The organism is Metasolibacillus sp., assembly GCF_025291715.1.
Lineage (GTDB): Bacteria > Bacillota > Bacilli > Bacillales_A > Planococcaceae > Metasolibacillus > Metasolibacillus louembei.
The window spans coordinates 71,741-90,616 of the sequence record NZ_JAMBIZ010000011.1 but is presented as its reverse complement, the minus strand read 5'-3'; the positions used below and the strand labels follow the sequence as shown (position 1 = coordinate 90,616).

Sequence of the window (18,876 nt, the reverse complement as noted above, 5' to 3'; positions counted from 1 at the left end):
AATTGGAGGGAAGATAATGAAAAAAAATAAGCTATTTATCGTAGCGACAGCAGGTTTAGTAGCTACAACTACAGTTTCAGGGGTAGGCATTACCACACAGGCAGCAACAACTTCATTTTCAGATGTAAAGGAGAAGAGTAGCCATTATCCAGCGATTATGGATTTGGCGCAGCGTGGTATTATTCAAGGCTACCCCGATGGCACATTTAAGCCGAATGAAGTAGTGACATATGCACAAGTAGCGAAAATCATTGCGGGTGTTATTGGTGTAGAGGGGACAAGTGAGGAGCTTCTACAATTGATAGGTGTGACGGAAAGCCCAAATCAGCCTGTGACACGCTATAGCATGGCAACAATTATTGCACAAGCATTGCAATTACCTACTACTGAGAAGGCAGTCCCATTTACAGATGTAGCATCAGAATATCAAGCAGCAGTAGCAGCCTTATTTACAAATGGTATTACAGCAGGAACATCAGCTACAACCTTTAGTGGAGAGAGGTATGTAACACGTGGTCAGCTGGCAACATTTGTTGTTAGAGCAGAGCGCATGGTGCAGGCAGTCCCTACAATTATAGGAGCTACTTTGATGGTAAAAGATGTTCAAAATAATCAACTAATCACAGATGAGCAACAATGGTCAATTGACGCAAAGGCAAGGGCGATTTTAAATGCTAAAAATGCTGAAGCTTTAGCAGGTGCACAGCTTGATGTGATTATTGAGGATGGCAAAATTGTAGAAGTGCTAGCCATTGATTTAAAGACGTCTGGGCAGTCTGAGGCATATGCTGTACTAGATGGTGGAGGGACATCTGTAGGGAATATTATTGTCAACGCGGATTTTATTGAATTAAAAAATATGAAAATCGTTGCAGACCTTCGTGTTGCGGGGAAAACATCGAATATTGCCTTAGATAAGGTTGATGTTGTGGGACAGATATTTTTACAGGAAGCTGAAGTACCTAAAACAGCCTCACTCACAAAAGTGGCAACTAATTTTTATACGGATGGTGTAAGGCTCTATGTGCGTAATGGTCAAGTTTCTTCAATTACAACGCAAGGGCAAGCACAAATTAATTCAGATGTAGTTATCCCATATATTCAGGTACTTGGGCCAGCATTAGAGGTGAATGCACCAAATGTTGGACTTGTAGAGATGCATTCGTGGATGCATCCACAACAAATATTAAGCGGTATGTCAACAATTGATATTTTATCTGCTGCTTCTCCAGATGTTGTGAGCGGTATGTTAGATAATTTAAGAAAAATACAAAAGGAAAATGAGGAGTTTATTAAAAAGTTGGCGGGAACAAATGCCTTTGCGCCAACAGAGCAAGAATTACGTATCCAATTAGAAAGCGTAATAGCCGCTATTGTGCGAGAGGCGGAGCAAAAAAATCATTTAACACAAGAGCAAATCAAGGTTCTTCTTGAACAAAGTGCAGCAAAATCCCTTGATTTTTCCAAAAATCTATCAGAAGAGTTAAATAAAATATACGGTCCACAACTAGGTAGTATGCTACAAAGGCAGCTAGTGCAAGAGCACCAACAACAGCAGCGTTTACAGGAGCTAGAAAGACAAAAGAAAATACAAGAACAGCAACGATTGATGCAGCAAATACAAGAACAAGCACGTCTATTGCAGCAATCGGCACAACAGCAACAGCAAATCTCACAAATTAATTTACAAGGCTCACTTCAGATAAATAATGCTTTGCTACCATCTGATGCTAATACAGGCTTAACGCTTAGTGAAGGGATAAAAATAGGGAATATAACAACCAATTTAACAAAAGAGCAATTACTCCAACGACTAACTGCTCGCTCAGGACAAATTGGTACGCTGACATTGGCAAATGGACAACAAAGTCCGTTTAATTCTACACCCCCAACAAATAGCAATACAGGTGGAGGCAGCTCTGGTGGAGGAAATACAGGTGGTACTACACCAACACCGCCAAAGCTTGAGGTGGCCAGTCTTGAAGCAATGATTCAAAAAGCGAAGGATCGACGGGTGAAAATCGAAGCGCTACAAGAATACGAGCCAATTTTGGAAAGCGGTGATGCTATCTCTTATACAAAAAAATGGATGCCACAAAGTGTCGTAGACGCATTAGATAAGGCGATTGCAGACGCAGAGAAAATGCTCACGGAGGCAAAAGGAACAAAAGTAGCTAACGTACGTGTAGCCTCTTTAGCTGATGCAAAAATACAATTGGCAGTAACACAACCTGATATTACACAAATGGTAGCGAAGCTGGAGAGTTTGATTGCGCTAAAAGCAGTTGAAGGGTTGAAGGAGAAAAAATGGCTTTATGATACTTTAAATGGGAAAGAAATTAGTGGACAGAGCATCCCTCCAGCTAATATTCCAGACGGGATGTTTCCACCAGCTGGAACTGAAATTATTCCTGGGTCAGGTATCGTGATACCCGAGGGAATTTCGAAAGAAGAAGTTAGAGTGTTAATGGCAATAAATCCATTTATAGCAGAGAATCCAGGAGTTCCGTCATCAAATCCACTAGAGTTTGTGCATATTCTAGGAGCTTTGTTAAACGAGATGGGTAAAACAGAAGATACCATCCGCATAACAGACACACAAATTCTCATGCCATTATTCGAAGGACTGTCTGATACAGACCCAGCAACACAGCAATCTGTAACGTTTGTGGAGGCACTGAAAGCTGAAATAACGATTAAGGCTACGCAAGTAGAAATTACAGGGATGACCTATACAACAACAGGGATGACGCTTACGTATACATCAAGTGATATAAATCCCGACATGTTATATGGTAAAACAGTAGACTTGGAATTTGGCAATGGACAAAAACGTACAGATATTGAGATTACTGATGTATCCAATAATGAAATTTTTCTTGAATTTGAAATGCATCCCGACGACCGTTCGTCTTTAGAATCCATTACATTACAAGGCTATCAGTTTAATGGATTACCAATAAATGCTCAATCACCTGAAGTAACGCAAATTACTGTGACAGGTGCTATATTGCTACCAAATCTAATAGAACCAAGTGCGTTGCCAAATGAATTACACCTTTTGACAAACACGTCTAATTTAGATGCCTTAGATGGTGTGAACTTAGATTTGGATTTTGGAGAAGGAACAATAGCTACAGGTACAGTATTGCCTCATATAGAAGGGCAACCTATCCTACGTGTTCAAATTACATTGACGTCATTACCGACATTATTACATGCTGTTACAGTAGATGGATATCAATTCAATCTAGCAATATCGTCATTACCGATTATTGCACCACCACAGCCTTAATGTTGTATAACCAATAACTGCTAAAATTATAGAATTCAGAGTTTTCAATATACTAGTAGAAAGTAAGAGCTGTACTAGAAGCGACGCACTCGTCTGCTTTTGGTACAGCTTTTCACAATTTATAATTTGTTTATTTTTTCGATATAAGGAGTTTAGAAATGGGGGGTATGCTTAAAGTAAGTTAAAAAGAAATGGAGATGGATACAATGAGTAATAAATTTAAAAGGATGACAGTAGTGGTAGCGAGTTCAATCGCATTATTAACAGCAGGTTACAGTGTGACAGATGTACATGCTGCTAAGGATTCAGCACCCGTTCAGCAAGTCGCTAAACAGAAGCAACGTGCAGCATTTGGCCAAATGGAAGCAAAAATTTTAGGAAGTACACATTGGCAAGGAACACGTGTGTATGATGCAAAAGGTCAGGATTTAACAGAGGAAAATATGAACTTTATCGGCCTTGCCAAATATGATCACAAAACAGGGCACTATGAATTTTTCGATGCGAAAACAGGAGAGACGCGTGGTGACCGAGGTACTTTCTTTATTACAAATGACGGGAAAAAGCGCATTCTAATTTCAGAGACAATGAATTACCAAGCTGTCGTTGATTTAACAGAGTTATCAAAGGATATTTTCACATATAAACGTATGGGGAAAGATAAAGACGGCAATGATGTTGAAGTTTTCGTGGAGCACAAGCCATATAAAGAAGGCTTGGAGTTTACAGTAGATGCAGCTACAGCCACTGCAACTACAGGAATTATTGTACGCTCAGTAGATGGTGATGCTATATTAGGCTCGACATTGTGGAACGGAACGAAGGTTTTTGATGAGCAAGGCAATGATGTAACAGCCTACAATCAAAACTTCCTAAGCATTGCGAAATTTGATGAGACAACAAGTAAGTATGAATTTTTCAATATAGAAACGGGCGAAAGTCGTGGTGACTATGGCTATTTTGATGTACTAAACAAAAATAAATTCCGTGCACATGTTTCGATTGGTACAAACAAATATGGTGCAAAGCTAGAATTAACAGAAGTAAATACGAATCGCTTCACCTATAAGCGCATAGGGAAAAACATGAATGGTCAAGATGTTGTTATTTTTGTAGAGCATGAACCATACACAGGTGACTATAAACCGAACTTTAGCTTCTAATAAAAATTTCTTAACGCTGTAGAGAGAGTTAGGCACTAGCCTACTTTCTCTACAGCTATATGTGTTTTATATAAAGGATTTAGCTAGCTTTTAAAGAAAAGTATGAATAAAGAGTTTTTTATTGACTCCGAAAGCCTATTTCACAAGGAGAAACCATATGACAATTAAACGTCGATTTTTAATTTCATACATAGGGGGCATTTTAATTGCAAGTGTATCGCTGTTAGCAATCATTAGTATTTTATTTTATGTCACAACAGGTGCTGTCCTCACACCTAATACGCTATATCAAGAAATGACAAAGCAACGTTCCTTAAGCGCAGATGAGGAGCTTGCCTATGTGGAATTGCGCAATGTTGCGAAAACAGACCCTGATAAAATTATTCATGTTGAGCAGGATTTAGCACATAATATTCAGCATTTTGAGTCGAAGTCATTAGGTGTTGTGATTCGTAAGAATGAGGATATTGTCTATTATTCTGAAGGGTTAGTAGAAAAATCGCTTATTGCTCATTTTCCCCAGTTTGATGCCAATAATATAGAAACGAAGGGAACAATCCAAAATGTTGGTCGGCTTTATCGCTATATTAAATTTGATTTTTATTTTAGCGACCAAACGAAAGGTAGTATTCTCATTTTAAAAAAGGAAAATAACTTATTGGAATTCATGACAAGATGGGGGATTGTCATTATTTTAGCTATCGTATGTATTTCAGTGGCAGGCGTTGTCTTTATGAACTATCTGCTCAAAAAATCTATTATTTTCCCGCTGGAAAACTTAGGGGAGGTAATGGAGGAATTGAAAGAGGGGGAGCTTGTTGCTAAGCCTATTGAAAGAGCTGAGCATACTGCTAAAGAGATACAGCAGCTAACGGAGAATTTTGAAAATATGCGTGATGCTTTAATTGAATCTATTAAAGAACAGCGTAATTTAGAAAATAACCGCAAGGAACTTATCGCAAGTATTTCACATGATTTAAAAACGCCCATTACATCCATTCTTGGTTATGTGGAAGGGTTACAAGAAGGTGTAGCAGATACCCAACAGAAGCAAGAAAAGTATTTGCAAACGATTCATACGAAATCACTTGCTTTAAATCATTTGATAGAAGAGCTATTTCTATATTCCAAACTTGATGCAGAGGCAATTTCCTTCCATTATGAGCGTATTAATCTTGTGCAGTTTTTGTAACATATTGTGGAGGAGCTACAATTAATGGACAGGCAACTATCGATTCGTATGCAGACAACCGAAGATTGTTTGTACGTTGCAATTGATCGAATGCAAATGAACAGAGCTATTATGAACTTAATTGAAAATAGTATGAAGTTTAAAAAAGACGATGAGCCATTAACCATTTTATTAGATGTATATAGGGATGGGTCCTCTATCATTTTACGTATAGTTGATAATGGACAAGGTATTCCAAAGAAGCAGCTTCCATATGTTTTCGATCGCTTCTATCGTGGAGAAGAAGCACGTACGACAGACACAGGGGGTAGTGGCTTAGGTTTAGCCATTGTGCAGCAAATTATTGAGAAGCATGGTGGCAATGTACAGATTCAGAGTGAGCAAATGACAGGTACGATTGTTAGTATTACGTTAGAGGAGGTATAGGGATGAGGAGGTCGCGCGTATTATTAATTGAAGATGACCGCAGTATTGCAGAGCTACAAAAGGATTATTTAGAAATTAATCAAATTGAAGCAGAAATTGCACGAGATGGCTTGGAAGGTGTTCATCGTGCACTAAATGAACCTTTTGATTTAATTGTTATTGACATTATGTTGCCTTCATTAGATGGATTTGAGGTTCGTCTGCGAATTCGAGAGAAGAAAAATATTCCGCTAATGATTGTGTCTGCTAGAAAAGAGGATATTGATAAAATACGAGGCCTTGGATTAGGGGCAGATGATTATATGACAAAGCTGTTTAGCCCTAGTGAATTAGTGGCGAGGGTGCAGGCGCATATTAAACGTTATCATATGCTGACAGGTATGGATCAGAAGCAGGATGTACTTGAGATTAACGGTGTGGTCGTTGATAAGGCAGCTCGCAAAGCATTTATACTAGGAAAAGAAATGACTTTTCCAACAAAGGAGTTAGATTTGCTTATCTTTTTTATGGAGCATCCGAACCGTGTTTGGACAAAGGAGCAACTGTTCAGGCAAGTGTGGGAGATGGATGATTTAGAAGGAGATGTCTTTACAGTCGTTGTCCATGTAGGGCGCATTCGAGAAAAATTAAAAAAAGGAAAGTTATCCGAGCTTCCAATTGAAACAATTTGGGGTAGCGGCTATCGCTTTAATACATGAATAGGCTTAGGCGTGTTAGAATCAATCTAACATGTCTTTTTGATAGCTAAGGAGCATTATATGGAACCGATTATTAATAATTGGTTACACGCATTATGGAGAGATGCAAAATAAAGTATCAATAAATAAAGAAAATGAAGCTTGGTTATTCAGCGAGAGGGAGAGATAAAAGATGAGAACAATAACAGATCATATCGGACGACAAGTGACATGTCCAACTGAACCTAAACGAATCATTTCCATTTGCCCTGCTATTACAGAAACATTATTTGCGTTAGAGGCAGAGGAGCAGCTTGTGGGGCGTACAAAATACTGCATTTTTCCAAAGGGGCAGGTGGAGAAATTAACGGCTGTTGGTGGTACGAAGGAAGTTAAGATTGATATTATCCAGCAGCTACAGCCAGATTTAATACTTGCTGAAAAAGAGGAAAACACAGAGGAAATCGTGAAGCAATTAGAGCAAATTGCGCCCGTTTTTGTGGCAGAGGTACAGTCCATTGCAGATGGCTATCGCCTAATTACTACGTTAGGAATGTTAACAAATCGAAAAGAAAAAGCAACGGAGCTTGCAGCAGCGAGTGAAGCAGGCTTTCATGCGTTAACAAAGCAGGAGCGTGGTCGAGCAGCCTATGTTATTTGGCGCAAGCCGTATATGGTCGTAGGAGCGACAACGTATATCAATGATGTACTAGGCTGGCTTGGCTTTGATAATCCGTTTGCACAAAGAGAAGGGCGTTATCCAAGCGTATCAAAGGAGCAATTTCAGGAGGCACAGCTCGATGTTTTATTTCTCGCATCAGAGCCGTTTCCATATAGCGAGAAATATATTGCTGAATTTCAGGCATTTTTACCAAATACAAAAATCATTTTAGTAGATGGTGAAATGTTTTGGTATGGTGCAAAAATGGTTGAAGCGACAGTCTATTTCACAGAGCTTGCGAAGCAGCTATAGATGCTAGTTAAGAAAATCAAATATCAAAACGAGGTAGATTATTGTGCATTCACAAATTACAACAATTGTTACGATTTTCATTACAGCAGGTGTGCTGAATCTGTATTTGAGCCTACATGTATTAATTAAGCGTCATCATTATACAAAAATTATTTACTTGTTCATGGTTTATACAGCATTGATTGCAGTTTATTGCTTTGCAGCAGGCTTTGGTTTACTAGCTACCTCTTTAGAGGAGGTTAAGATTTGGACCTTTTTCCAATACATTGGTATAGCGACAACGCCACCATTAGGCTTGCTTCTCATTGCACAATATTTAGGATTCCGTATAACTAAAAAAACCTTTCTAGTAATGTTAACAATTCCGATGATTACGCTAGTTATGGTGGCAACAAATGATTTGCATCACTTTCATTACAAAATATTTGAGTTTGATGCTGTTTTAGGTAAGCCGTATATTTATCAGGAAATAGGATTATGGTATTCCATTCATGGTGCTTTTACCTTTGGCAGTATGTTAGTTGCCTTTTTTCTGCTACTTTTTCATTGGAAAGAAACAGATAAAATATATCGTCCACAGCTAATAGCATTAATGGGCAGTCAATTTATACCAATGACAATGGCATTAATTTACTCACTTGGTTTAACCCCTAGAGGATTTGACCCAGTGCCAGCCGTCTTAGTTATATCATCCGCTCTTTTTTTATGGGCAATTCGTTCCTCCAGCTTATTCCGCAATATGCCTGTTGCAAAAGATAGGATTTTTAACAGCATTAATGATGGTGTTATCGTGTTGGACAGCCAGCATCGGCTAATTGAGTTTAATCAAGCGTGTAGCCAGATGTTTCCTAAATTAAAAAGATTCATGTTGGGAATGCGCTATCAGGATGCTTGGGATTTATTAATGGAAACGCCGATGCCTTATACATTGACTGCAACGGCTACAAGCCAGGAGGTATGGCTAGCAGAAACGGGGCGCACTTATCAAGTTCGTTTATCCGCATTGCAGCAGTCAAATCACCAAGATGGTTTAGTCATAATTTTTAACGATATTACAGAGTTGAAGGATTTACAGCTAAAGCTAGAGCGTTTAGCTTATTATGATGAGCTAACACAAATCTATAATCGTAGAGCCTTTTTTGATCAATGTATGCACTTATATATAGAGGCAAAGGAACAAAATAGCCACTTGACGGTGATGTTAATGGACATCGATTACTTTAAAAAGGTAAATGATACATACGGCCATGCGGTTGGTGACTTAGTGTTGACACATGTTGCGCAAGTTTGTAAATCTCAGCTAATAGACAAAGCCTTATTTGCACGTTATGGTGGAGAGGAATTTGTGTTAGCTTTACCTAATACTTCTATAGCAGAGGCGGAGACGCTAGCAAATCAAATATGCCAAGCTGTGGCAGGTACACCATTAGTCGCAGATGGCCTAGTAGTCGCTACGACAATTAGTGTAGGATTAGCGGAGATAACGATAGAGGAAGAGGGAACGTTGTATCAATTATTAAATGCGGCAGATAAAGCATTGTATAATGCGAAGCGCAATGGGCGAAATTGTGTCTACCGTGCCATATTGAAATGAACAGTTCCGTTATTTGCTTTATTAATGAGCAACTAGGCTCGAAAAGTAAGGATAACTCTCGTATTGCTAGTATATATTTTAATATTGCCGAAATTGTGATACACTGCTATAAGGTAATAATTGATACAGGGAAATAGTGCGTCTATTTTCCTGCAAATCTTAATATATAATGAGGAAGGTCGAAATGAGTAACAGACATACACAATCAGATGTTATCTTAATTGGTGCCGGAATAATGAGTGCTACTTTAGGAGCAATCCTAAAAGAATTAGCGCCAGATTGGAAAATTACAGTATTTGAGCAGCTTGAAAAAGCGGGTGAGGAAAGCTCTCATGAATTAAATAATGCAGGAACAGGACATGCTGCATTATGTGAGCTAAACTACACTTCTGAAAAATCGGATGGCTCAATTGACATTAGCAAAGCAATTAATGTAAATGAGCAATTCCAAGTATCAATGCAGTTCTGGTCATATTTAGTAGAAAATAAGCTAATTGAAAATCCACAAGATTTCATTATGCCACTACCACATATGAGTATGGTACAAGGTGCAGATAACGTAAAGTTTTTGAAAAAGCGCTTTGAAACGATGATTCAAAACCCATTGTTTAAAGGTATGGAGTTTTCTGATGATCCAGAAACACTAAAGCAGTGGATTCCGCTTATTATGAATGATCGCAAATCAGATGAGCCGATTGCCGCTACAAAAATTGATACTGGTACGGACGTAAACTTCGGTGCTTTAACGCGTATGCTTGTGAAAAACCTAGAAAACCAAGGTGTAGAAGTAAACTATAAGCATAGTGTTCATAGCATGAATCGTATGAAGGATGGTTCATGGGAAGTAAAAGTACACGATAAAGATGGATGCCGTATGGAGTACCATAAAGCAAAATTTGTTTTCCTTGGTGCTGGTGGTGGTAGCTTAGAGCTATTGCAAAAATCAGGTATTCCTGAAGGGAAGCATATTGGCGGATTCCCAATTAGCGGACTATTTTTACAATGTAAAAACGAAGAAATTATTAATCAGCATCATGCGAAAGTATATGGTAAGGCAGCAGTTGGTGCGCCACCAATGTCTGTTCCTCACTTAGATACACGCTATATTGATGGTAAAAAGTCATTATTGTTTGGACCGTTCGCAGGCTTCTCGCCGAAGTTCTTAAAAACAGGTTCAAATATGGATTTATTCGCATCGATTAAGCCACATAATATTTTAACGCTACTAGCTTGTGGTGCGAAGGAAATGTCTTTAACAAAGTATTTAATCCAACAGCTACTATTATCAAAAGAGCAACGCATGGAAGAGTTGCGTGATTTCATTCCAAATGCAAAATCAGAGGATTGGGAAGTAACAGTTGCCGGTCAACGTGTACAAGTTATTAAAGATACAGAGAGCGGCAAAGGAACACTACAATTCGGTACGGAAGTTGTCAGTGCAGGAGATGGCTCTATCGCTGCATTACTAGGTGCATCTCCAGGTGCTTCAACAGCAGTTCCTGTTATGTTAGAGGTAATTAAACGTTGTTTCCCACAAGAGTTGAAAAAATGGGAGCCAAAAATTACAGAAATGATTCCATCATATGGTCAAAAATTAATGGATAATCCAGCGCTTTTAGAGGAAATCCACGCTTCAACAGCAGAAACATTACAATTCAATAAATAATATAAAACGAGAGTTGTTTGAGAGGTAGGCTAGTATGCTACTTTTCAAGCAACTTTTGCTGTTTTTAGCTAAAAATTAGTTGAATTATAATTGTTGGCAAAATATATTTAAGTTATGGTAAATTATGCAAGGAATTTACTGTGTAATTGTAGTAGTATGAAGAAATAGGACTTTCATAGCGCAATAATTATTTTTGATATAGTTGTTTGGGCTGGGTTTTCTATCAAATAAAAATAATTTTAGAGGGTTTATTATTTTATATGAAGAATAAAAAAATAAAAATTATAATGGCCATCTCCATTATTCTCTTGCTCTTTTCTACAACAGCAAATGTTGCAACTTCCTATATGAAGGTCAAGAAAACAGTAGAAGAATCCATTATTAATCAAAGCCTTTCAATTGGTACATCCATCGCAGCATCTATTGATATGAAGGTATATAAAAGGTTTTTAAAAAATCCAGAAAAAAATAAAGACTACTGGGAAATAAGAAATTACTTAAGTGATGCGAAGGATAAAACAGGTGCCTTATATATTTATACAATTAAAATTGATAATCCAACTGTCGCAAGAGCGATGGTAGTAGGTCATCCAGTTGTAGCAGAACGAAAAGACGACTTTCCAATAGGAGAAATTTGTTTAATACCACAAAAGTTCGTGAGAGAGGCCTACTATCATAACCAATCCTTTGTGACGGATTTCGTAGAGGATTCCAAGTATGGCACATATTTAACTGTAGGTGTTCCGATTAAAGATGAAGGTGGGCACGTTATTGGCTATTTAGGTATTGATTTAAGTGCAAGCTTTTTAGATAAAATTAAGAAGGATGTTATAGAAAATAATATTTTGCTGTTTATTTTTAATGGTGCTCTGATTATTATTACAATCACGTCCTTTTTCCTGATTCAGCGTTGGTATCAAAAGGAGCTAGCAAAGGAAGTTGATGATACTGAGGATACCTATCAAACTGAGATTAAAGCATTGATTACATCTGTTTCTTCTTTAAGACATGATTTTACAAATCATATTCAAGTGCTACATGGTCTTTTACAGCTAGGAGAACCTGAGCAAGCTAAGCAATATGTTGAAGCGTTAAGTAAAGAGGTGCAGACGCTAGAATCGCTAAATTTAAATATTGACCATCCAGGGTTGGCAATTTTACTACAAACGAAGAAGCTAGCTGCCCAAAATAATCAAATTGATATGGATTTTACAGTTTCACAAAATACTTTCGAATATATAAAAACGACGGATTTGATTAAAATATTATCAAATCTTATTGACAATGCAATTGATGCAACAATCCATTTACCAGAAGCGCAACGAAAAATAGTTGTTACTTGTACAGCAGAATTTAAAAAGTATATTTTCCAAATCACCAATACAGGACCAGCTCTTTCGCCAGATGCTCCAGTTTTTGAGCAAGGCTATTCCACGAAGTGTGAAGAAAAGGGAGAAGTACATGGACAAGGGTTATTTATTGTCAAAAACATTGTTGAAAAATATGGCGGGCAAATTTCGCTATACTCTATAAATGGATTAGAAACAGTTGCATATGTAGAAATTCCATTAAAGCTATAGAAGGTGGAAGGCTGCTTGAAATACTTTTTCGAGCAGCCATTTTTATTATAATTCAGTAGAAAACGTGCCATTTATAAGGTGATATGATGAATACTGAGATTACCCTGAGTGTCCAAACACTCGCTGAATCCTAATAAAGCCTCCGACGCAATTACTATTATGAAAATTGCTTCAAATGGGCATAATATCTCATAAGAAATAGAGCTTGCTTACACTATTTCTTAATAAAAGGACAAGGAGGAGAACGATGCCACAGGTAGAAGTAAATTGTACAGTTGCCAATTGTGTTTTCCATGCGAAGGATGATTTATGCGGTGCAGAGCGAATTTTGGTTGATATGAATTATCGAGAAAATACGGAGGAGTTTGCGGGAGATTTTGATGCTTTCGCTAGCCGGGAAAAAGCGCGCAATTCCTTTGAAACATGCTGCAAAACCTTTAAGCCTAAAGAGATGAAGTAGGGCTTGCTTGTAAGTCTTAATAGAAGCTGGAGCTGTTCAAAAAGGTCATACCTTTTCAGGCAGCTCCTTTATTTGAAATATATAGAATTTGGAATTTTCATTCTGTCTAAATATATTTGAGGAAATCTGTGTATGGGAAGACCCTTAAATGGTGTTGAGGAACTTCCTTGCAGTATTTAGCAGGGAAAACATCAAAAACCACAACAACATGTGTGCAGTTAGCACCTACAATTGCTTTGATTTGTTCAGGTAATAAACTTGCACATGTTCTTTCCATTAAACTCCCAAAACCGAACTGAGGTAAATGATACCAAAAATTCTCGAAATGCTTAATAAATTTGTATGCAATTTCTTTATTACGAATTAGTTTTTGTGTGCATTCTTTTACGATATTATCATTTAATATATATTTACCATTCATCATTAAGGAATTGACGCTGTGATTCCATAATAGAAGTAACTCCTCTTCAAAGTTTTCACAAAAATCTTCAGATGAAATATGGTCAAAATACCATGATTGATGATAAACCTTTCGTATAAACAAAAGAAAATTTAAATCAATTGGTGATATTACATGAACTGTCATGATTTGTGTAGTACCTCATTTGCATGTTATTATACACAGCGTAACAGGGGAGGAGAAATTAAATTTCTCTTCCCCCTGTTCTATTTTTATTAATATACTTTATCCCCATTGAAAATAGAGTTTTTCACGACAACATAATCAACTGTGCGGATAGCGTCAAGCTTTGAGCCACCTGCATAAGAAATAGAGGATTGTAAATCTTGCTCCATTTCGATTAATGTATCTTTTAAAGGACCTTTATGGTCAACGTACATTTTTTTACCTTCAACGTTTTTCTTTTCGCCTTTTTGGAATTCAGAGGCTGAACCGAAGTATTCCTTTACCACTTTGCCATCGACTTCGATTGTTTCACCTGGAGATTCCTCATGGCCTGCGAATAATGAGCCAATCATTACCATTGTTGCGCCAAAGCGTACAGATTTTGCGATATCACCATGTGTGCGAATACCGCCATCTGCGATAATTGGCTTTGATGCAGCCTTTGCACACCAGCGTAGAGCTGCTAATTGCCAGCCACCTGTACCGAAGCCTGTTTTAATTTTTGTAATACATACTTTACCTGGTCCGATACCAACCTTTGTTGCATCCGCACCAGCGTTTTCAAGCTCACGTACCGCCTCTGGTGTCCCGACATTACCAGCGATAACGAAGCTAGCTGGTAAATGCTTTTTCAAATGCTGAATCATGCGAATAACTGCATTGGAATGACCGTGTGCAATATCGATTGTTACGAATTCAGGCACTAGGTTTTCAGCTGCTAATTGCTCTACAAAAGCGTATTCCTCTTCCTTTACGCCAACGCTAATTGAAGCGATTAAGCCACGAGATTGCATATCTTTAATAAAGTTGATACGCGTTTCAGGGTTGAAGCGGTGCATAATATAGAAATAGCCCTCTTCTGCTAACATTAAAGCAATTTTTTCATCAATGATTGTTTGCATATTTGCTGGGACAACAGGTAATTTAAATTTATGTCCACCAAGCATAACAGACGTATCACATTGTGAACGGCTGTCTACGATACATTTATTTGGGATTAATTGAATATCTTCATAATCGAATACGTTATCCATCATAGTAAGCACCTCTAAAAACGAATATTTTTTTTGTTGAGAGCGAAAATGTTCGCCATTTGGTAATTTACATGATTTCTCAACAAATGTCAAAGGAAACATTTTAAAAATAAAATAATGGCTGAAAAGAAAGTAGAGATATGCCCCTAATTCCTCTCAGCCATCTGCATTTTAGCGGTATGTGATGGCTGTGCCTGTAGCAACGACCATCATCATACCATCGCGAATTGTTTCAAAATCTAAATCGACACCGACAATAGCATTTGCCCCTAATTGCTGTGCACGTGAAATCATCTCATCAATAGCGATTTGTCTACCTTCTGATAATTTCTCCTCATACGCACCGCTACGTCCACCAATAATATCTGTAACAGAAGCAAAAATATCACGTACAACGTTTGCCCCCATAATTGCTTCACCTGTTACGATACCATGATATGTTTCAATTGTTTTACCTTCTAAGCTGTTTGTTGTTGTGACTAACACTTAAAACGCCTCCATTTCATTTATTATTACATACGGTTTAATATCGAAAAGGTTTCGCCTTACATTGTTGAAGCCTGCGTTATTTGTTACTATATAAAGTATATTTTGGGATTTGGGGGATTGGAATATGACAACAAGTGTTCATCAAGAAACGGTTCAAGTGACGAAGGAAATCTTATGGAATTTTACTCAAGATAAAGAGCGCTGGGCTACATTAATCCCTGGCTATTTACATCATGAGCTTCCCTCTGCACAGCAAATGATTTGGGTGTTTCAAGGGGATTTTGGCATTATTCAAAAGGCTGTTAAATTACAATTAGATGAAACTGCAAGCGTAGCTGAAGAGAGATTAGCGTTTAATTTAGTTGGGCTATCTGACAACATTAATGGTAGCGGCTATTTTGAGATGAAACCAGCAAGTGATGGACAATATACATTGATAGGCAGCTTAACGATGACAGCAGGAGGCTTTTTAGCTGCGATGATTAACCCTGTGCTTGAAAATTTTGTACCGAAAACGGTAGAAGCGCTTGTGCAATCAATGGCACAAGAAGTAAGTCAATAAGCAATGAAGCAAGCTGTCTGGAGATATTTCATTCTAGGCAGCTATTGATTTGGAGGTAGTTATGAAAGAACAGGATTTTGAAAAATTATTGCGCATTGATACGGCGGGCTTTCAATACGGCTTTCCTAAACTTGCACAATACCATCGCTATGAGCCTACTCCGTACAAAGGGCTGGAACAGCTTTTTGAAGAATATACACTGCCTGAGTGTGCAGTATTTGTAGATATTGGCTGTGGGAAAGGACGCGTGCCAATTTATATGCATTATCGTTTCCACATTCCTGTTGTTGGCATTGAGATGGATGACAAGTTTTTTATCGAGGCACAGCATAATAAAGCAACATATTTAGAGAAAGCAAAGAAAAAACAAGTACCTATTACGTTTTTACATATGCTGGCAGAGCAATACGATGTAAAAAAAGAGGATAATGTTTTTTTCTTTTTCAACCCTTTTTCAATTGATGTTTTCCGTAAAGTTATAGCGAAAATATTATACTCTTTTGAATATAACCCAAGAAATATACATATTATTTTATACTATCCAGCAATTGATTATTTATTTTACCTTGAGCAGGAAACACCATTTACTTTACTGAAAGAAGTGCGCTTAAAAGGTGAGTCAAATGCGAATGAACGCATATGTGTATATACTCTGTTATTTTAATTTACTTCTATGATGGTAATTGCTATCATAGAAGCTATTTTTCTAACCGAAAAGGTATGGACAGAATAATAAAAATCAAGTAAAATAGTGAGCTTTAAAATGTCTGAATAATCAATTTAACTAGATATTTCGAAATATTTAAAAATATATTGTACAGGAGAAAAGTTTTATGTATAATTATCTGAAAATACTAAAACATTAGAAAATTTATTGAGAGGGTGTTTTATCATTATGAAACATTACAAACTAAAGAAATTCGCTTCTATATTTTTAGCTACATCGGTGTTAGCTGGAGCACTTGCAGGGTGTGGGGCTGATTCAGGTGGAAGCTCATCAAATGGGGGCTCATCAGGTGGTAGTGGTAACTCCGCTGATGGCGATACAATTAAAATTGGTGCAAACCTTGAATTATCAGGTGGTGTAGCGTCGTATGGTCTATCGATTGCTGATGGTGCAACATTAGCGATTGATGAAATTAATGCGGCAGGCGGCATCAATGGTAAAAAAATTGAGTTAATCAAAGTAGATAATAAATCTGAAAATGCTGAGGCAGCTTCTGCGGCAATTCGTTTAGCTGAGCAGGAAAAAGTTGTGGCGATGATTGGACCAGCAACTTCAGGAAATACAGTAGCGACAGTGCAAATAGCAAATCAGCATAAGGTTCCTGTTGTAACTGCTTCTGGTACAGCGCCAAATATTACTGAGAACGATGATGGTTCAATTAATGAATATGCATTCCGTACATGCTTTATTGACCCATTCCAAGGAACTGTAGCGGCAAACTTTGCAACAAATGAGCTTGGTGCAAAAAATGTAGCGATTTATGCTGATAATGCATCTGACTATGCAAAGGGCCTAGCAGCTTCGTTTAAAGAAACGATTGAAGCCAACGGAGGTAACGTTGTAATTGAACAAGCCTATGTAGCGAAGGATGTAGATTTCAAATCAACATTAACAAACATTAAAGGGAAAAACCCAGATTTCATTTTCATTCCAGGCTACTATGAAGAAGTGGGGCTAATTGTTAAGCAAGCTCGTGAGTTAGGTATTACAGTACCATTGATGGGTGCAGATGGTTGGGATTCACCAACATTAGTGGAGCTAGCAGGAAATGAAGCATTAAATGATACGTATATTACAAATCACTATTCATCTGAAGATCCAGATCCAACGATTCAAAAATTTGTAGAGGCGTTCAAAGGGAAGTATAACCAATCACCAAATGCTTTCCACGCTTTAGGCTATGATACAGTGTACTACTTAAAAGATGCAATTGAACGTGCAGGTGATAATGTTACAGGCGAAGCAATTAAAAATGCATTAGCTGAAACAAAGGATTTAAGCTTAGTGACAGGTAAATTTACAGTAGATGAAAAACACAACCCAGTTAAATCAGCAACAGTTCTTGAATTCAAAGACGGCAACCAAGTGTTCAACTCTAAAGTGAATCCTTAAATCTAAGTGACATGAGGGGGGCGACTGATGCCTCCCTTTTTTTCCGGTTAAGTGTCAATTGGCTAATGGGGCAATTATTTCGCCATCTACATAAGGTGGGAAACATTCTAGTGAATTCAGACAGAAGGAGTGAGAAAAATGGAATGGATACAGCAAATCGTCAATGGGATTTCACTTGGTAGTATTTATGCGCTCATTGCGCTTGGCTATACGATGGTTTATGGCATTATTAAGCTGATTAACTTTGCGCATGGTGATGTTTTCATGCTTGGTGCATTTATTGGCTTCTTTGCGATTGCTAGATGGGATATGCACTTTATTCCAGCATTGTTAATGGCAATGATTTTATGCGCAGTAATAGGAGTTATTATCGAAAGGGTAGCCTATAAGCGCCTTCGTAACGCAACGCGAATTGCAGCATTGATTACAGCGATAGGGGTTTCGCTATTAATTGAGTATACGGTTATTTTCTTCCGTGGTGCATCACCAGAGGCATATCCAACAATTTTTGAAAGGTCAACATTAAACATTTTCGGTGTACAAATTGACACAAAATCTATTTTTATTTTAGGTGTATCTATCGTTTTAATGCTATTATTACAATTTATCGTGCATCGAACAAAAATCGGGAAGGCAATGCGTGCGGTATCTCATGATGCTGATGCAGCACGTTTAATGGGAATTAATGTAGATAATACGATTTCGGCGACATTTGCTATCGGTTCAGCATTAGCGGGTGCAGCGGGTGTTATTTTCGGTATTTACTATACGCGAATTGAGCCATTAATGGGTGTATTACCAGGCTTAAAGGCCTTTGTGGCAGCCGTGTTAGGCGGTATCGGTATTATTCCAGGTGCAATGGCTGGTGGTCTTGTGCTTGGCGTTGTTGAAACAATTGTTAGTGCATTAGGCTTCTCGATGTGGCGCGATGCAGCAGCATTCATTATTTTAATCTTAATTTTAATTTTAAGACCAGCGGGTATTTTCGGGAAAAATGCTCGTGAGAAAGTGTAGGTGAGCG

At 37.8% G+C, this 18,876-nt stretch carries 17 protein-coding genes; 14 read left to right on the top strand and 3 right to left on the bottom strand.

Annotated elements, in window-relative coordinates; translation table 11 throughout:
- The first annotated feature begins 16 nt into the window (after positions 1-16).
- The 10 genes from M3Z76_RS09480 (at position 17) to M3Z76_RS09435 (ending at position 13,026) form a co-directional block, all read left to right on the top strand.
- Positions 17-3,295 carry an S-layer homology domain-containing protein gene (locus M3Z76_RS09480; RefSeq protein WP_293923975.1) on the top strand — a complete coding sequence of 1,093 codons (3,279 nt, stop codon included), beginning with the start codon at positions 17-19 and terminating at the stop codon, positions 3,293-3,295.
- 206 nt (positions 3,296-3,501) lie between these two features.
- Positions 3,502-4,458 carry a DUF4822 domain-containing protein gene (locus M3Z76_RS09475; RefSeq protein ID WP_483310159.1) on the top strand — a complete coding sequence of 319 codons (957 nt, stop codon included), beginning with the start codon at positions 3,502-3,504 and terminating at the stop codon, positions 4,456-4,458.
- Positions 4,459-4,615: 157 nt separating this feature from the next.
- On the top strand, positions 4,616-5,650 hold the full coding sequence (locus tag M3Z76_RS09470; RefSeq protein WP_293923977.1) for a sensor histidine kinase: 1,035 nt from the start codon (positions 4,616-4,618) through the stop codon (positions 5,648-5,650).
- Positions 5,651-5,674: 24 nt separating this feature from the next.
- On the top strand, positions 5,675-6,076 hold the full coding sequence (locus tag M3Z76_RS09465) for a sensor histidine kinase (RefSeq protein WP_293923980.1): 402 nt from the start codon (positions 5,675-5,677) through the stop codon (positions 6,074-6,076).
- A gap of 2 nt (positions 6,077-6,078) precedes the next feature.
- Positions 6,079-6,774, top strand: coding sequence for a response regulator transcription factor (locus tag M3Z76_RS09460; RefSeq protein ID WP_293923983.1), 696 nt, complete (start codon positions 6,079-6,081; stop codon positions 6,772-6,774).
- Positions 6,775-6,946: 172 nt separating this feature from the next.
- Positions 6,947-7,726 (top strand): ABC transporter substrate-binding protein, encoded by a 780-nt coding sequence (locus M3Z76_RS09455; RefSeq protein WP_293923984.1) that lies wholly within the window; start codon positions 6,947-6,949, stop codon positions 7,724-7,726.
- 43 nt (positions 7,727-7,769) lie between these two features.
- Entirely contained in the window at positions 7,770-9,320 is a 1,551-nt protein-coding gene (locus M3Z76_RS09450; protein WP_293923985.1) for a histidine kinase N-terminal 7TM domain-containing diguanylate cyclase, read from the top strand.
- Between the two features lie 184 nt (positions 9,321-9,504).
- Positions 9,505-10,986 (top strand): malate:quinone oxidoreductase, encoded by a 1,482-nt coding sequence (locus tag M3Z76_RS09445; RefSeq protein WP_293923987.1) that lies wholly within the window; start codon positions 9,505-9,507, stop codon positions 10,984-10,986.
- Positions 10,987-11,246: 260 nt separating this feature from the next.
- Positions 11,247-12,566 (top strand): Spo0B domain-containing protein, encoded by a 1,320-nt coding sequence (locus M3Z76_RS09440; protein ID WP_293923989.1) that lies wholly within the window; start codon positions 11,247-11,249, stop codon positions 12,564-12,566.
- Positions 12,567-12,813: 247 nt separating this feature from the next.
- Entirely contained in the window at positions 12,814-13,026 is a 213-nt protein-coding gene (locus M3Z76_RS09435) for a DUF1540 domain-containing protein (RefSeq protein WP_293923992.1), read from the top strand.
- A 106-nt stretch (positions 13,027-13,132) separates the two neighbouring features.
- Here the strand turns inward: M3Z76_RS09435 and M3Z76_RS09430 are convergent, their stop codons facing one another.
- From M3Z76_RS09430 to M3Z76_RS09420, 3 genes are all read right to left on the bottom strand, one after another.
- Positions 13,133-13,612 carry a hypothetical protein gene (locus M3Z76_RS09430; protein WP_293923994.1) on the bottom strand — a complete coding sequence of 160 codons (480 nt, stop codon included), beginning with the start codon at positions 13,610-13,612 and terminating at the stop codon, positions 13,133-13,135.
- Positions 13,613-13,701: 89 nt separating this feature from the next.
- Positions 13,702-14,685 carry a GMP reductase gene (gene guaC / locus M3Z76_RS09425; protein WP_293925891.1) on the bottom strand — a complete coding sequence of 328 codons (984 nt, stop codon included), beginning with the start codon at positions 14,683-14,685 and terminating at the stop codon, positions 13,702-13,704.
- A gap of 171 nt (positions 14,686-14,856) precedes the next feature.
- Positions 14,857-15,171 (bottom strand): YbjQ family protein, encoded by a 315-nt coding sequence (locus M3Z76_RS09420; protein WP_293923996.1) that lies wholly within the window; start codon positions 15,169-15,171, stop codon positions 14,857-14,859.
- 127 nt (positions 15,172-15,298) lie between these two features.
- Between M3Z76_RS09420 and M3Z76_RS09415 the strand changes: the two genes are divergently transcribed.
- From M3Z76_RS09415 to M3Z76_RS09400, 4 genes are all read left to right on the top strand, one after another.
- Positions 15,299-15,736 carry an SRPBCC family protein gene (locus M3Z76_RS09415; protein WP_293923999.1) on the top strand — a complete coding sequence of 146 codons (438 nt, stop codon included), beginning with the start codon at positions 15,299-15,301 and terminating at the stop codon, positions 15,734-15,736.
- A gap of 61 nt (positions 15,737-15,797) precedes the next feature.
- Positions 15,798-16,400, top strand: coding sequence for a class I SAM-dependent methyltransferase (locus M3Z76_RS09410; protein ID WP_293924002.1), 603 nt, complete (start codon positions 15,798-15,800; stop codon positions 16,398-16,400).
- Positions 16,401-16,631: 231 nt separating this feature from the next.
- The gene (locus M3Z76_RS09405) at positions 16,632-17,855 is read left to right on the top strand and encodes an ABC transporter substrate-binding protein (RefSeq protein ID WP_483310158.1); all 1,224 of its coding nucleotides are present in this window, start codon (positions 16,632-16,634) and stop codon (positions 17,853-17,855) included.
- A 138-nt stretch (positions 17,856-17,993) separates the two neighbouring features.
- Positions 17,994-18,869: a branched-chain amino acid ABC transporter permease gene (locus M3Z76_RS09400; RefSeq protein ID WP_293924005.1), complete on the top strand. Its 876-nt coding sequence runs from the start codon at positions 17,994-17,996 to the stop codon at positions 18,867-18,869.
- Positions 18,870-18,876 lie beyond the last annotated feature (7 nt).

Excerpts from the sequence above, each read along its gene's own strand:
- M3Z76_RS09435 (WP_293923992.1), top strand. The coding sequence starts at position 12,814 with ATGCCACAGGTAGAAGTAAATTGTACAGTTGCCAATTGTGTTTTCCAT.
- M3Z76_RS09410 (WP_293924002.1), top strand. The coding sequence starts at position 15,798 with ATGAAAGAACAGGATTTTGAAAAATTATTGCGCATTGATACGGCGGGC.
- M3Z76_RS09430 (WP_293923994.1), bottom strand. The coding sequence starts at position 13,612 with ATGACAGTTCATGTAATATCACCAATTGATTTAAATTTTCTTTTGTTT.
- M3Z76_RS09440 (WP_293923989.1), top strand. The coding sequence starts at position 11,247 with ATGAAGAATAAAAAAATAAAAATTATAATGGCCATCTCCATTATTCTC.
- M3Z76_RS09480 (WP_293923975.1), top strand. The coding sequence starts at position 17 with ATGAAAAAAAATAAGCTATTTATCGTAGCGACAGCAGGTTTAGTAGCT.
- M3Z76_RS09400 (WP_293924005.1), top strand. The coding sequence starts at position 17,994 with ATGGAATGGATACAGCAAATCGTCAATGGGATTTCACTTGGTAGTATT.
- M3Z76_RS09465 (WP_293923980.1), top strand. The coding sequence starts at position 5,675 with ATGGACAGGCAACTATCGATTCGTATGCAGACAACCGAAGATTGTTTG.
- M3Z76_RS09405 (WP_483310158.1), top strand. The coding sequence starts at position 16,632 with ATGAAACATTACAAACTAAAGAAATTCGCTTCTATATTTTTAGCTACA.
- M3Z76_RS09460 (WP_293923983.1), top strand. The coding sequence starts at position 6,079 with ATGAGGAGGTCGCGCGTATTATTAATTGAAGATGACCGCAGTATTGCA.
- M3Z76_RS09445 (WP_293923987.1), top strand. The coding sequence starts at position 9,505 with ATGAGTAACAGACATACACAATCAGATGTTATCTTAATTGGTGCCGGA.
- M3Z76_RS09455 (WP_293923984.1), top strand. The coding sequence starts at position 6,947 with ATGAGAACAATAACAGATCATATCGGACGACAAGTGACATGTCCAACT.
- M3Z76_RS09475 (WP_483310159.1), top strand. The coding sequence starts at position 3,502 with ATGAGTAATAAATTTAAAAGGATGACAGTAGTGGTAGCGAGTTCAATC.
- M3Z76_RS09470 (WP_293923977.1), top strand. The coding sequence starts at position 4,616 with ATGACAATTAAACGTCGATTTTTAATTTCATACATAGGGGGCATTTTA.
- M3Z76_RS09415 (WP_293923999.1), top strand. The coding sequence starts at position 15,299 with ATGACAACAAGTGTTCATCAAGAAACGGTTCAAGTGACGAAGGAAATC.
- guaC (WP_293925891.1), bottom strand. The coding sequence starts at position 14,685 with ATGGATAACGTATTCGATTATGAAGATATTCAATTAATCCCAAATAAA.